Here is a 12,427-nt window from a genome sequence, read left to right on the forward strand (position 1 = left end):
TTGTGAGTGAAACGGGAGCCCGCAATCGCGGGACGCGCTCAACTCACGCCCGGGGGGGACGCGTCAATTCATCCTGAGCGACCGCATAGGTCGCCGCGTCGCCGGCATTCATCCAGCGCGCCGGCAGTGGCGCACCGAAGGCGGCGAGGGTACTGGCCGGCAGGCTCAGGTTGGAGTGGTGGCAGTGGTTGTGGCCACAGGCACCAACACGCTTGCCGTCGGTATCGCCATCGGAATCCGGTGCGGACTCCACGTGCACCGTGCTGGCGTGCGGTTCCACCGTGCAGGCCAGCGCGTCGGCCACCGGCACGACCACGAATGCCGCCATCAGCAGCATCAGCAGGTACGAGCGAAGGTGGCGGGAGATCCGGCGCATGGAAGGGAGGCTAGCAAGCGGTTTTCGCCGGATACAATATCAATGGCCGCTTCGGGAATACGTCGGAATCTCCCGTTCAGGTGGGCCGGGCGCGGGGTCGGATCCCTTTCCGCCGGAAAGGGCTCTGACCCCGACACCTTGCTGCCGGCCAGCGGCCGGCACTACCGGTCTGCAGGCAGCTTCGCGATCACCTTGATCTCGAACTGGAACCCGTACAGCCAGGTCACGCCGATGCCGGTCAGGGTCGGGTGCGGCGCCTCGCCCCAGTACTCGGGCACGATCGCCCAGGCCTTCTCGAAGTTGGTTTCCGGATCGACCAGGAACACGGTCACGTCGATCACGTCATCGAACGTGCAGCCCGCAGCAGCCAGCACCGCATTGAGATTCTCGAACGCGCGGCGCACTTGGGTTTCGAAATCCGGCTCGGGCGAGCCGTCCTCGCGGCTGCCGACCTGGCCGGAGACGAACAGGAAGCCATTGGATCGGATCGCCGGCGAGTAGCGGTTGCGCTCGTACAGGGCCTGGCGGCCGGCGGGGAAAACGACATCACGCTGTGACATGGGGAAGATCCCGTGGGAGAGAACGCCATCCTCCGCGCCAGTGCTGTCTGGATAAACCGCGATGATCAGCCTAGATTGATTGCCAATTCCAAACAATCATGGCCCGCCATGGACCGTTTCGAGGCGATGCGGGCGTTTGCCCGGGTTGTGGAAACCGGAAGCTTCACCCGCGCCGCGCACACGCTGCAGATCAGCCGAACCACGGTCACCCAGCTGGTGCAGCAGCTGGAGGCACACCTGCGGCTGCGCCTGCTCAACCGCACCACGCGCCGGGTCAGCGTCACCGCCGACGGCGCGGCCTACTACCCGCGCATCGCCCGTCTGCTGGCCGAGCTGGAAGAAGTGGAGGGCGGGCTGGGCGACGCGGCCAACCAGCCACGCGGGCGGCTGCGCGTGGATGTGCCCGGACCCTACGCGCGACTGCGGCTGGTGCCGGCGCTGCCGGACTTCCAGGCGCGCTACCCGGAGATCCAGCTGGACATCGGCGTCAGCGACCGCGAGGTCGACGTCATCGCAGACAACGTCGATTGCGTGATCCGGGGTGGCACCCCGACCGACCCGGCACTGGTGGCGCGACCGCTCGGCGCCCTGCCGATCGGCTTCCACGCCAGCCCCGGCTATGTGCAGCGTTTCGGCCTGCCGACCGATCCGCGCGCGCTGGAAGGCCCCGATCACCACATGGTCGGCTTCCTCAGCCCGCGCAGTGGCCGCGCACGCGTGTTCGTTGCACAGCGCGGCGATGAGCGCGTTGAGGTGCAGGGCCGCTATACGGTCGGCTTCGATGATGGAAACGCCTATCTGGCCGCTGCGTTGGCGGGGTTGGGCGTGGTGGCGCTGCCCAGCTACATGGCCGAGCCGCACATGGCGCGCGGCGAGCTGCTGCCGGTGTTGCAGGACTGGCAGCTGCCGCCGATGCCGATGCATGTGATGTTCCCGCCGAACCGGCACATGAGCCAGCGGCTGCGGGTGTTCATTGATTGGGTGGTGGAGGCGTTGGGGCACGAGAACGCGCCATATCTGGCCTGATGGGCCTAAAGACCGCCGAGCCGACGCCGCTAACGTGGCAAGGATACGTTGTAGGAATGGATATCGATGATTGACTGGCCGAACATCACAGCAACCTTGATTGCCGCCGCTATCGGTGGACTGATCGCGAGCAAGGTTGCCCGTCACCAGATTGAGGCGAACCAGCGCGCCGAACGGGAAAAGGTGCGCCGCGAGACCGCCAGGGAGTTGATCGAAGCCATCGACTCGTACGTCCACATCGCCTATCGAGATCAAAGTGATGCCTCGCCGCAAGAACGCCAACGTCTTCGCAAACGCATCCTATCGCTGGTGGCGCTGACCCTGCCGGACAACTTCCCACCTGTGAGGGAGCATCTGGATGGGATCGACCGATGGTGGTGGCAGAAGCAGTCCGGCGGCACGTCGGCCAAGGGCTTCGGTTTGACTGCCACCAACCAGTTCTTTGAGAAGCTGAAGTCCGATCTGTTCAGCCAGGTGTTTGGCCAGCAGTTCGACTTCAGCCAGGGCCAAGCCTGAATCGTCCGTCCCCAGCCTGTGGGTAACTTGCGCAAGTGCTTGAACCCGTGCATAATGCGCGGCTCGCTGTGTCCGGTTTTCTACCGGGCGGCGCCCCCGGGAGCACGTCCCCGGCCGCCCAACGCCAGCGTAACCCTTTGATTCTCTTGACGTGTGGTGGGCAACCATCGAGGCCGCCGTCTCCCGGGCTACGGGCTGACAACTACTACTATCGAGGTGCGCAATGTCCCGCGTATGCCAGGTTTCCGGCAAGCGAGTGCAGACGGGTAACAACGTCTCGCACGCCAACAACAAGACCCGTCGTCGTTTCCTGCCGAATCTGCACGAGCGCCGTTTCTGGGTGGCCAGCGAGAACCGCTGGGTCAAGCTTCGTGTTTCCGCGCATGCACTGCGCACCATCGACAAGAACGGCATCGATTCCGTTCTGGCTGAGCTGCGTGCGCGCGGCGAAAAGGTCTGAGGAGTAAAGCATCATGGCAGGCAAGCGCGATAAGGTCCGTATGATTTCCTCGGCCGGTACCGGCCACTTCTACACGACCGACAAGAACAAGAAGAACACCCCGGGGAAGATGGAATTCCTGAAGTACGATCCGGTCGTGCGCAAGCACGTCCTGTACAAGGAAGGCAAGATCAAGTAATCCGCAAGGATTGCTGGTCCCCGCGAAGAAACCCGCCCTTGTGGCGGGTTTTTTCATGCCCGATGTTCCCGTGGTGGGTGCCTGTGGGTGCCGACCGTTGGTCGGCACACTCCCTCCCCGCCCCCGGTAGGTGCCAACCTTGGTTGGCACGCTGCTTCAACGCAGTCGAGCGCGGCTCGACTCTACAAAGGCCGGTGGGCAGAATGGCCCATCACCTCCCGACGGGCGACACGATGCTGTTCGAGTGGTTGCTGGGTTCCTACCTGCTGCTGATCGACTGGCTGATCCGGCTGGTCGCGCTGTGCTGGATTCCCACCCGCACCACGCCCGGCGCGGCGCGCAGCTGGCTGCTGCTGGTCGGCTTCGTACCGCTGCTGGGCCTGCCGCTGTACCTGCTGTTCGGCCACCCGTGGCTGTCGCGCGAGCGCATCCGCCGCCAGGCCGAGGCCTCGCAGGTCATCCGCGAGGAACAGGCGCTGCAGCATCGCCTGCGCTGGACCCCACAGCCCGACACCGCCAGCGCCGAGATCGTGCCGCTGGTGCAGCGCCAGGGCGATTTCATGCCGGTGCACGGCAACGCCGTCGATCTGCTTACCGACTACGACGAGTCGCTGCACACGCTGATCGCCGACATCGACCAGGCCGAAGACCGCGTGCACCTGCTGTACTACCTGATGTTCGATGACGCGGTCGGCGAGGCCATTGTCGAGGCCTTGCAGCGTGCCGCCGCGCGTGGCGTGCAGTGCCGCGTGCTGCTCGATGCGGTGGGCGCCAAGCGTGGCCTGCGCGCCTATCGCAAGCGCCTGCAGGCGCGCGACATCGAAGTGCGCGCGATGCTGCCCGGTGGCCTGCGCTGGCGCCGCAGCGGGCGCATGGACCTGCGCAACCACCGCAAGATCGCGGTGATCGACAACGAAGTGGCCTATGTCGGTTCGCAGAATCTGGCGGGCCCGCAGTTCGTGCCGGGCCACCCGAACCGCGAGCTGGTGGCGCGCGTGCGCGGCCCGGCGGTGGCGCATCTGGAAGCCGTATTCGCCAGCGACTGGTACATGGAGACCGGCCAGCGCCTGGATGTGATCACCGATGTGCCCGAATGCGGCGACGACATCGCCACCCAGCTGCTGCCCAGCGGCCCGGCCTACCCGTACAGCAACGCGCGCGACGCGGTAGCCGCGCTGATCCACCTCGCACGGCGCCGGCTGGTGATGGTCACCCCGTACTTCGTGCCTGACGAAGCCACGCTGAGTGCGCTGCGTATCGCCGCATTGTCCGGCGTGCAGGTGCAGCTGATCCTGTCGGCCAGCAACAACCAGCGGCTGACGTCGTGGGCGCAGGAGGCCTACTACGATGAACTGCTGCGCTGTGGCGTGCGCATCGCGCTGTACGAGCCGCAGTTCCTGCACGCCAAGCACATGAGCGTGGATGAGGACATCGCCGTGCTCGGCTCCATCAACATGGATATCCGCTCGTTCGCGCTGAATGCCGAGATCGGCCTGATCTGCTACGACCGCGCGCTGGTGCAGCAGCTGTGCGCGATCGAGGATGGCTACCTGCGCGAGTCGCGGCAGCTGGACCTGCAGCAGTGGCGCAGCCGCCCTGCGTGGCGGCGCAGCCGCGAGGGTATTGCACGGCTGGCCGATGCGTTGATGTGAGGCAATGCCGGCCGCCCATTCCGGCAATCCGGCCTGTCATCGCCGATGGCCTACAATTGGCACATGACTGATTCACCGCGTAATGGCGAACTGGACCTGGCGATCATCGGTGGTGGTGCGGCCGGGGTGCTGGTGGCGATCCAGGTATTGCGCCAGGCGAATGCGCCGCTGGCGCTGGCCATCTTCGAACCCGCCTCGCAGCTGGCCCAGGGCATCGCCTATGCCACGCCGTGGCCGGAGCACCTGCTGAACGTGCCGGCGGCGAAGATGAGTGCGTTTGCCGACCAGCCCGGCGATTTCCTCGACTACCTGATGGCCGCCAATGCCTACCCGGGCGAGGCGCGCGAGGCGCTGGGCGAGCGCTACGTGTGCCGCCACTACTTTGCTGCCTACCTGCAGCAGTGCCTGCAGGAGGCCGCTGCGACCAGCCCGGCACAGCTGCAGGTGATCGCGCAGCCGGTGCTGGGCCTGCAGCCGGGTGACCACGGCTACCAGCTGACACTCGGCGATGGCAGCACACTGCACGCCGCGCAGGCGGTGCTGGCCACCGGCAACAGCATGCGGCCGCCGCCGGTGGCCGGTGCCGAGACACTGCCCGCCGATGACGTGATCGAGGCCTGGGACTACGACGGCGTACGCAGCCTGGCCGGCGAGCAGGCTGTGGCCATCGTCGGCTCCGGCCTGAGCATGGCCGACAGCGTGTTGGCATTGGTCGCCGCCGGCCACACCGGCCCGCTGCATGTGATCTCGCGCCACGGCCTGCTGCCGTTGCCGCATGCGCATGGTGGCCTGCCCACGTTCGACCCGGCTGCGCTGCTGCCGATGAACCTGCGCCAGCGCCTGCGCGCGCTACGCGGGTTCGCACGCCAGGCGCAGGCCGATGGCCTGCCGTGGCAGGGCGTGATGGACCGCATCCGTCCACACGGGCAGGCGCTGTGGTGCAGCCTCGATGAGGCCGACCAGCGTCGTTTCCTGCGCCATGTGGTGCGCTACTGGGACGTGCATCGCCACCGCATCGCCGAAGAGGTGGACGCGCAGCTGCAGTCCCTGCAGGACAGCGGCCAACTGCGCATTCACCGGTCCCGCCTGCAATCCGTCGGCCGCGAAGGCGATGCCCTGCGGCTGTCGGGTCGCGATGCCAACGGCAATGAACAGCACTGGACGATCAGCGGGGTGATCAACGCCACCGGTGTGGAAACCCGCGCCAGCGCGCTGCGCAATCCGCTGCTGCAGCAGCTGCAGGCCGATGGCCTGGCCCGCCCCGGCCCGCATGGGCTGGGCCTGGACAGCACGGTGCCGGGCGACCGCCTGCGTGCGGCCGGTGGCCAGTCGCAGGCACGGCTGGGCGTACTTGGCAGCCTGCGCATCGGCAGCCTGTGGGAAAGCCTGGCGGTGCCTGAACTGCGTCAGCAGGCGCAGGCACTGGCCACCCAGGTGGTCGCAGGAGCCGCGACGGCGATGCCGTAAAATGGGGGCATGGATGTCTCCCACCTGCTTGATGGCCTGAACCCGGCCCAGCGCGAAGCCGTCTCCGCTCCCCCCGGCCACCACCTGGTGCTGGCCGGTGCCGGTTCCGGCAAGACCCGCGTACTCACCCACCGCATCGCCTGGCTGCATGAAGTCGACGGCGTGCCGACCCACGGCATTTTCGCGGTGACCTTCACCAACAAGGCGGCCGGCGAGATGCGCCACCGCATCGATGCCCAGCTGCCCCATGGCAGCCGTGGCATGTGGATCGGTACCTTCCACGGCCTGGCCAACCGCCTGCTGCGCCTGCACTGGCAGGACGCGAAGCTGCCCGAAGGCTTCCAGGTGATGGATTCGGACGACCAGCTGCGGCTGGTCAAGCGTGTGGTGCAGGCGCTGGAGCTGGACGACGGCAAGTACCCGCCCAAGCAGATCGCGTGGTGGATCAACGCGCAGAAGGACGAGGGCCGCCGCCCGCAGCACATCCAGCCGGAACCGCACGACGCGTGGCTGGAAACCATGCGCCAGGCCTACATCGAGTACCAGGCGCGCTGCGACCGCGCCGGCCTGGTCGACTTCGCCGAGCTGCTGCTGCGCGCGCATGAACTGCTGCGCGACAACCCGGCGCTGCTGTCGCACTACCGTGCCCGCTTCCGCGAGATCCTGGTGGACGAGTTCCAGGATACCAATGCCATCCAGTACGCCTTCGTGCGCGTGCTGGCCGGCGATTCCGGCCACGTGTTCGTGGTCGGCGACGATGACCAGGCCATCTACGGCTGGCGCGGCGCCAAGGTCGAGAACGTGCAGGGCTTCCTGCGCGATTTCCCAGGTGCGCAGACCATCCGCCTGGAACAGAACTATCGCTCCACTGCCAACATCCTCGGCGCTGCCAATGCGGTGATCGCGCACAACCCGGATCGCATCGGCAAGCAGCTGTGGACCGACAGTGGCGACGGAGAACCGATCGACCTGTACGCGGCGTACAACGAGATGGACGAGGCGCGCTACATCGTCGAGCGTGCCCGCCAGTGGGTGCGCGACGGTGGCAGCTACACCGAAGTGGCCGTGCTCTACCGCAGCAACGCGCAGTCGCGCGCGCTGGAAGAGGCGCTGCTGAGCGAACAGGTGCCCTATCGCGTGTACGGCGGCATGCGCTTCTTCGAACGTGCCGAAATCAAGGACGCGCTGGCTTACCTGCGCCTGCTGTCCAACCGCAACGATGACGCCGCCTTCGAGCGCGCGGTCAACACGCCTACCCGGGGCATCGGCGACCGCACGCTGGACGAAGTGCGCCGCGAGGCGCGCGCGCAGGGCATCTCGCTGTGGGAAGCAACGATGCTGGTCACCCAGGGCAACGCGCTGGCCGCACGCGCGCGCAATGCACTGGCCGGCTTCTTGGGGCTGGTCAACGAGCTGCAGGCGCAGACCGTGCACATGACCCTCGCCGAGCGCGTGGACCACGTGCTGGCCCGCTCGCAGCTGCGCGAGCACTGGAGCAAGGAAAGCCGCAATTCGCTGGATTCGGAATCGCGCACCGACAACCTCGACGAACTGGTCTCGGTCGCTTCGCGCTTCGTGCGCCGCGCCGACGACATCGAGGAAGTGGGCGAGGACATGGACGAGCTGGTCGCGTTCCTGGCCTACGCCGCGCTGGAGGCCGGTGAAGGCCAGGCGCAGGCCGGCGAGGACGGCGTGCAGCTGATGACCCTGCATTCGGCCAAGGGCCTGGAATTCCCGCTGGTGTTCCTGGCGGGCATGGAAGACGGCCTGTTCCCCAGCGCACGTTCGCTGGAAGAAAGCGGGCGGCTGGAGGAAGAGCGCCGCCTGGCCTACGTGGGCATCACCCGCGCGCGCCAGAAGCTGGTGCTGAGCTACGCCGAGTCGCGCCGCATCCACGGCCAGGACAACTACAGCCTGCCGTCGCGCTTCCTGCGCGAGATTCCGCGCGAGCTGCTGCACGAAGTGCGCCCGAAGGTGCAGGTCTCGCGGCCTGCCTCGATGGGCGCCAGCCGGGTGATGGGCCATGCCTCGATCGAGGCGCCGCCAGTCAAGCTCGGCGCGCTGGTCACCCATCCCAAGTTCGGCGAAGGCATGGTGACCGACTACGAAGGCAGCGGCGCGCACGCCCGCGTGCAGGTCGAGTTTGCTGATGCCGGCAGCAAGTGGCTGGTGATGGCCTACGCCAACCTGACGGTGATCTGATCACCGTCAGGGGGCGGGAATTCCTGTAGAGCCGAGCCATGCTCGGCTGCTTCAGGCGGGAAAACCAGCCGAGCATGGCTCGGCTCTACAACAGCGGTCGGATATCAGCCGATGGTGAACTTCTCCACGGCTGCCACCAACCCGGCGCGGTCCATCGCTTCTTCATCCTGGCGGTTGCGGATCAGCGCGTAGTGGCCTTCCGCCGGCGACAACACCTCGATCACTTCGCCGCGGTAGTTGGTGATCTCGATGAAGCCGTTGCTCACTCCGCTAACGTTGTCGATCTCCGCTATCAATGTCTCCAGGCTCACAATGGCACCGTCCTTGTCCGTGCCGCCACCAGTGCGGGGATTGTCGAAGTACACGCTGATCTTCGGCTGCCTGGTCCTATGCAAGTTGTTGACGTCAACGATGTGATGTGTGGACCACCTGAAATCCTCTGCTGATTCGTTGCCGTTGAACTCACACCGGAAGATCGGCAGGCACAGGAACAGACCCGTGCGCTTCTCGATCCCATTCAGAAGCCCGTGATAAGTGCTGGGAACCGCCATCGCATGAGTGAACCCATAGGCGTTGGAAGGAATTTCAAAGATCGTTGGCCCATCATGTGAAAGACGGGGCGGCGCGTTCAGCACAACGCTGGCGGCGAACTCCGGATCATCGACATTTTTGGACGCGATCGCGAGGTCATGTTCCTTGGCATTTCTGATGCAGCAATAGAGCACGTACGTCGCGACTACGTACTTGCTGAAGTAGCAGTCGTGCGCCTCGGCTACCTCTGCGAACGTCGTTAACAGGTCATCCTTGGTGATCATGGGCATCTGGACGGTGGAAAGGCCCATGATGGTCTTTCGAGTGTTTTCCGGCCATGCAACTTGTCCGAATGTACCTGAGTGGGGTCAGAGCCCTTTTCCGTTGGAAAAGGGATCCGGCCCCGATTAGGCTGCGCGCATGACCCGCAACGTGCTCTTCCTCTGCAGCCAGAACCGCCTGCGCAGCCCCACCGCCGAGCAGGTATTCGCCGATTGGCCGGGCATCGAGACTGCCTCGGCCGGGTTACTGGCCGATGCCGAGGAAGTGCTCAGCCCCGAGCTGCTGCAGTGGGCCGATATCGTGTTCGTGATGGAGCGCGCCCACCGCAACCGGCTGTCCAGCCGCTACAAGGCATGGCTGAACGGCAAGCGGGTGATCTGCCTGGATATCCCGGACGACTACGATTACATGGACCCGGTGCTGGTTGAGCTGCTGAAGCGCAAGGTCACGCCGTTCCTGCGTTGACGGGCTGTTATAGAGCCGAGCCGATGCTCGGCGGCGTCTGGCGCGAAAAGCAGCCGAGCATCGGCCCGGCTCTACTAGAAGGACAGAGCGTCAGTCCTGCGCCTTTGAACCGGCCGCCGCATCCTGTTCGGACATCGACTGCTGCAGGCTGCTGGTGAAACTCTTTACCGCGCGCTCCAGTGCGATCTCCCAGTTCTCGCGTGATGGCACCTGGAAGATGTTCGCGCCATGCCCGGTGGCGGTGAAGGCACGGGTCTGGCCGTCCTTCCGCGCAACGACCTGCACCGAAATGTCGGCCAGCATCTGTTGTGTGGATGACACCATCCGGAAGAAGTTCGCCGGCATCTTGACCGAGAAATCGGTGAGCGAGGCCTCCAGTTGCGTACATGAGGTTTCGCACTGATCGGCGGTGCGATAGCCCATGTTTCGCAATGACTGGATCATGATTTCGCGCGTCTTGTCCGCCGCTGTGGTGGACTCGATGGAGACAAGGACGCCGTTGCCTTGACGAACCACCCCGGCAATGTTCTTCGCACGGTCGGCTGCCGCAACTTCCGGGTAATAGACCGGACGACCGTCGCGCACGGGCCCCACCACCACTACCGGACCCTGTTCGGGATTCACCCGGATATCGGGCACGTTCACGCGCACCACTTCGGTGCGGATGCCGCAGCCGGTGAGCAACAGCAGCAGCGCCGGTGCAATGATCGACTTCATGTATTCCCCCTGTTGGAATGATGTCCTTGCGACGCGCATTATCGCTTGGCTGGCAGACGGGGGGGGCTTTGGTCTGGGCAGGGAAAGTCGGCCGAGCATCGGCCCGGCTCTACAATAGGCGGCACTTCTTCCAGGAACGCCCCCATGACCGAACCCACGCTGCACGTCACCGTGACGTTGAATGCCAAGCTGCAACCCGAACACCGCCATGAACTGTTCGAGGATCCGCTTGACGCGTTGTTGCAGGCGGCCCAGGTGGGCGAGCTGACGGGCGGCGGCACTGCGATGTCCGATCTGGGTGAGGTCGAATACGGCGACATCGAAGTGGCGCTGGTCGATGCCGATGGCGTGCCGAAGCTGATCGACCTGCTGGAGCAGTTGGGTGCACCGAAGGGCTCGAAGATCCACGGCGCGGGCGAGGCCGACCTCAGCTTCGGCGTGACCGAGGGCCTGGGCATCTACCTGGATGGCCTGAACCTGCCGGACGAAGTCTACGAGCAGTGCGATTCCAACCACGTGTTCGAGCAGCTGTCGGAGAGCATCGACGGCCTGGGCGAGATCTGCAGCTGGTGGCAGGGCCCGACCGAGACCGCGCTGTACATGTACGGCCAATCGTTCGAGGTGATGCGCGATGCGATCGCCGGATTCGTGGCCAGCTACCCGCTGTGCCAGAACGCGCGCATCGTGCAGATCGCCTGAGCGACGTTGTTGTAGAGCCGAGCCCATGCTCGGCTGCCTTTCCCGCCAGAAGCAGCCGAGCACGGGCTCGGCTCTACAGAGAAGGGCGGGCCGGGCCTGTCCCCCGGACCACGTGACGGTGCGCACACGCCGCTGCGCGACGCCGGATTGATCCTGCTCAAGGCGCCGCCTCCACATCCGGTGTGCAATGGTGTCGTTCCCATCTGGCAGACCGCCACGGAGCCCCACCATGTACAAGCGCATCCTGATTGCCACCGACGGGTCCGAGCTGGCCGACAAGGGCCTGGCGAAGGGCTTGGAGCTGGCCAAGGACCTCAACGCCGAGGTCGATATCGTCACTGTTTCCGAGCCGTGGGCGGTCGGCATGTACGACGCCATGGGCTGGAGCGTGGGTTACATGAACAGCCCCGAGTACAAGGCCGACCGCGAGGAAGGGGCGCAGAAGGTACTGCAGCCGGCGCTGGCCAAGGCCGCCGAGCAGGGCATCACCGCCAACCCGGTACACGTGCTGGACCGCTATGCGGCCGACGGCATCATCGAGACCGCCGGCGAGCGCAACAGCGACCTGATCGTGATGACCTCGCACGGCCGCCGTGGCGTGACCCGTGTACTGCTGGGCAGCCAGACCGCCGAAGTGCTGGCACGCAGCACGCTGCCGGTGCTGGTCATCCGCTGATCCATACCCGCAGATTCAAGCGTTCCCGGGGAGGGGACCCGACGCCGGCCGCAGGATGCGCGCCGGCGTTGTTTTTTGTGGGGGATAGGGGGCGGATCCACGCATGGCGTGGATCTACTGATAGGCGGTCACCCACGCATGGCGTGGACCCACGTTCGTTGTCCCGGTAGATCCACGCCATGCGTGGATGGGCCGTGCCAATCACCCTGAGGGGGTCAGAGCCCTTTCCTGTGGAAAGGGATCCGACCCCGGTCACAACCCCGGTCACCTCACCAGCTGTACAGCTTCCAGTACACCGGCGACACACCGTCCTTGTCGTTGTCGAAACGGCCGTCGCCGTTCTTGTCGTACATGTAGAACGGAGCACCGCGCGATGGCGTCACCTTGACCATGCGCAGCTGGCCGGACACACGGTATTCCTCGATGACATCGCCGTTGTCCATGGTGCGCTTGGAGACATCGGCGCCCTTGACGTCCACCGGGGGAGCACCTGCGCCACCCATGCTGGCGCAGCCAGCGAGCAGGAGCAGGGAAGCCAGCATCAGGGTCTTCATCGGCGGGGGCCTTTGCCTGGAGAGAGCCCTGATTATGCCCCATCGCCAGGTGCGTGCCGTGTCGTC

The 12,427-nt window shown here is 65.6% G+C and carries 15 protein-coding genes; 10 read left to right on the plus strand and 5 right to left on the minus strand.

Going from position 1 to position 12,427, the window contains the following annotated elements:
* Positions 1-43 precede the first annotated feature (43 nt).
* Positions 44-376 (minus strand): hypothetical protein, encoded by a 333-nt coding sequence (locus AC5P99_RS12065; RefSeq protein ID WP_169449050.1) that lies wholly within the window; start codon positions 374-376, stop codon positions 44-46.
* Positions 377-537: 161 nt separating this feature from the next.
* A complete protein-coding gene (locus AC5P99_RS12070) occupies positions 538-936 on the minus strand; it encodes a RidA family protein (RefSeq protein WP_012481624.1) in 399 nt (132 codons plus the stop codon).
* Positions 937-1,044: 108 nt separating this feature from the next.
* Between AC5P99_RS12070 and AC5P99_RS12075 the strand changes: the two genes are divergently transcribed.
* The 7 genes from AC5P99_RS12075 (at position 1,045) to uvrD (ending at position 8,437) form a co-directional block, all read left to right on the plus strand.
* Positions 1,045-1,962 carry a LysR family transcriptional regulator gene (locus AC5P99_RS12075; RefSeq protein WP_495213190.1) on the plus strand — a complete coding sequence of 306 codons (918 nt, stop codon included), beginning with the start codon at positions 1,045-1,047 and terminating at the stop codon, positions 1,960-1,962.
* 66 nt (positions 1,963-2,028) lie between these two features.
* On the plus strand, positions 2,029-2,478 hold the full coding sequence (locus tag AC5P99_RS12080; protein WP_014038960.1) for a hypothetical protein: 450 nt from the start codon (positions 2,029-2,031) through the stop codon (positions 2,476-2,478).
* A gap of 223 nt (positions 2,479-2,701) precedes the next feature.
* On the plus strand, positions 2,702-2,938 hold the full coding sequence (rpmB, locus tag AC5P99_RS12085; protein WP_005411638.1) for a 50S ribosomal protein L28: 237 nt from the start codon (positions 2,702-2,704) through the stop codon (positions 2,936-2,938).
* 10 nt (positions 2,939-2,948) lie between these two features.
* Positions 2,949-3,116, plus strand: coding sequence for a 50S ribosomal protein L33 (rpmG, locus tag AC5P99_RS12090; protein WP_169411268.1), 168 nt, complete (start codon positions 2,949-2,951; stop codon positions 3,114-3,116).
* 233 nt (positions 3,117-3,349) lie between these two features.
* Positions 3,350-4,768, plus strand: a complete 1,419-nt coding sequence (cls, locus tag AC5P99_RS12095; protein ID WP_049403632.1) for a cardiolipin synthase — start codon at positions 3,350-3,352, stop codon at positions 4,766-4,768.
* A gap of 45 nt (positions 4,769-4,813) precedes the next feature.
* Positions 4,814-6,235: an FAD/NAD(P)-binding protein gene (locus AC5P99_RS12100; RefSeq protein WP_495213191.1), complete on the plus strand. Its 1,422-nt coding sequence runs from the start codon at positions 4,814-4,816 to the stop codon at positions 6,233-6,235.
* 9 nt (positions 6,236-6,244) lie between these two features.
* The gene (gene uvrD, locus AC5P99_RS12105) at positions 6,245-8,437 is read left to right on the plus strand and encodes a DNA helicase II (protein WP_049448186.1); all 2,193 of its coding nucleotides are present in this window, start codon (positions 6,245-6,247) and stop codon (positions 8,435-8,437) included.
* A 104-nt stretch (positions 8,438-8,541) separates the two neighbouring features.
* Here uvrD and AC5P99_RS12110 read toward each other — a convergent pair whose 3' ends face one another.
* Complete coding sequence (locus AC5P99_RS12110; RefSeq protein WP_237398806.1) at positions 8,542-9,279, minus strand: hypothetical protein; 738 nt, start codon at positions 9,277-9,279, stop codon at positions 8,542-8,544.
* 109 nt (positions 9,280-9,388) lie between these two features.
* Here AC5P99_RS12110 and AC5P99_RS12115 point away from each other — a divergent pair, with 109 nt between their 5' ends.
* Complete coding sequence (locus AC5P99_RS12115) at positions 9,389-9,715, plus strand: low molecular weight protein tyrosine phosphatase family protein (protein ID WP_049448189.1); 327 nt, start codon at positions 9,389-9,391, stop codon at positions 9,713-9,715.
* A gap of 90 nt (positions 9,716-9,805) precedes the next feature.
* Here the strand turns inward: AC5P99_RS12115 and AC5P99_RS12120 are convergent, their stop codons facing one another.
* Positions 9,806-10,432, minus strand: a complete 627-nt coding sequence (locus tag AC5P99_RS12120) for a hypothetical protein (RefSeq protein ID WP_495213192.1) — start codon at positions 10,430-10,432, stop codon at positions 9,806-9,808.
* A 144-nt stretch (positions 10,433-10,576) separates the two neighbouring features.
* Between AC5P99_RS12120 and AC5P99_RS12125 the strand changes: the two genes are divergently transcribed.
* On the plus strand, positions 10,577-11,131 hold the full coding sequence (locus tag AC5P99_RS12125; protein WP_049448193.1) for a thioredoxin domain-containing protein: 555 nt from the start codon (positions 10,577-10,579) through the stop codon (positions 11,129-11,131).
* 229 nt (positions 11,132-11,360) lie between these two features.
* Positions 11,361-11,807: a universal stress protein gene (locus AC5P99_RS12130; RefSeq protein WP_005411629.1), complete on the plus strand. Its 447-nt coding sequence runs from the start codon at positions 11,361-11,363 to the stop codon at positions 11,805-11,807.
* Between the two features lie 269 nt (positions 11,808-12,076).
* Here AC5P99_RS12130 and AC5P99_RS12135 read toward each other — a convergent pair whose 3' ends face one another.
* The gene (locus AC5P99_RS12135) at positions 12,077-12,361 is read right to left on the minus strand and encodes a DUF2782 domain-containing protein (protein ID WP_005411628.1); all 285 of its coding nucleotides are present in this window, start codon (positions 12,359-12,361) and stop codon (positions 12,077-12,079) included.
* Between the last annotated feature and the right edge of the window lie 66 nt (positions 12,362-12,427).

Source organism: Stenotrophomonas sp. YJH_SMC_80, assembly GCF_059372495.1.

Coding starts and splice junctions, on each gene's coding strand:
- AC5P99_RS12065 (WP_169449050.1), bottom strand. CDS start 376: ATGCGCCGGATCTCCCGCCACCTTCGCTCGTACCTGCTGATGCTGCTG.
- AC5P99_RS12070 (WP_012481624.1), bottom strand. CDS start 936: ATGTCACAGCGTGATGTCGTTTTCCCCGCCGGCCGCCAGGCCCTGTAC.
- AC5P99_RS12075 (WP_495213190.1), top strand. CDS start 1,045: ATGGACCGTTTCGAGGCGATGCGGGCGTTTGCCCGGGTTGTGGAAACC.
- AC5P99_RS12080 (WP_014038960.1), top strand. CDS start 2,029: ATGATTGACTGGCCGAACATCACAGCAACCTTGATTGCCGCCGCTATC.
- rpmB (WP_005411638.1), top strand. CDS start 2,702: ATGTCCCGCGTATGCCAGGTTTCCGGCAAGCGAGTGCAGACGGGTAAC.
- cls (WP_049403632.1), top strand. CDS start 3,350: ATGCTGTTCGAGTGGTTGCTGGGTTCCTACCTGCTGCTGATCGACTGG.
- AC5P99_RS12100 (WP_495213191.1), top strand. CDS start 4,814: ATGGCCTACAATTGGCACATGACTGATTCACCGCGTAATGGCGAACTG.
- uvrD (WP_049448186.1), top strand. CDS start 6,245: ATGGATGTCTCCCACCTGCTTGATGGCCTGAACCCGGCCCAGCGCGAA.
- AC5P99_RS12110 (WP_237398806.1), bottom strand. CDS start 9,279: ATGGGCCTTTCCACCGTCCAGATGCCCATGATCACCAAGGATGACCTG.
- AC5P99_RS12115 (WP_049448189.1), top strand. CDS start 9,389: ATGACCCGCAACGTGCTCTTCCTCTGCAGCCAGAACCGCCTGCGCAGC.
- AC5P99_RS12120 (WP_495213192.1), bottom strand. CDS start 10,432: ATGAAGTCGATCATTGCACCGGCGCTGCTGCTGTTGCTCACCGGCTGC.
- AC5P99_RS12125 (WP_049448193.1), top strand. CDS start 10,577: ATGACCGAACCCACGCTGCACGTCACCGTGACGTTGAATGCCAAGCTG.
- AC5P99_RS12130 (WP_005411629.1), top strand. CDS start 11,361: ATGTACAAGCGCATCCTGATTGCCACCGACGGGTCCGAGCTGGCCGAC.
- AC5P99_RS12135 (WP_005411628.1), bottom strand. CDS start 12,361: ATGAAGACCCTGATGCTGGCTTCCCTGCTCCTGCTCGCTGGCTGCGCC.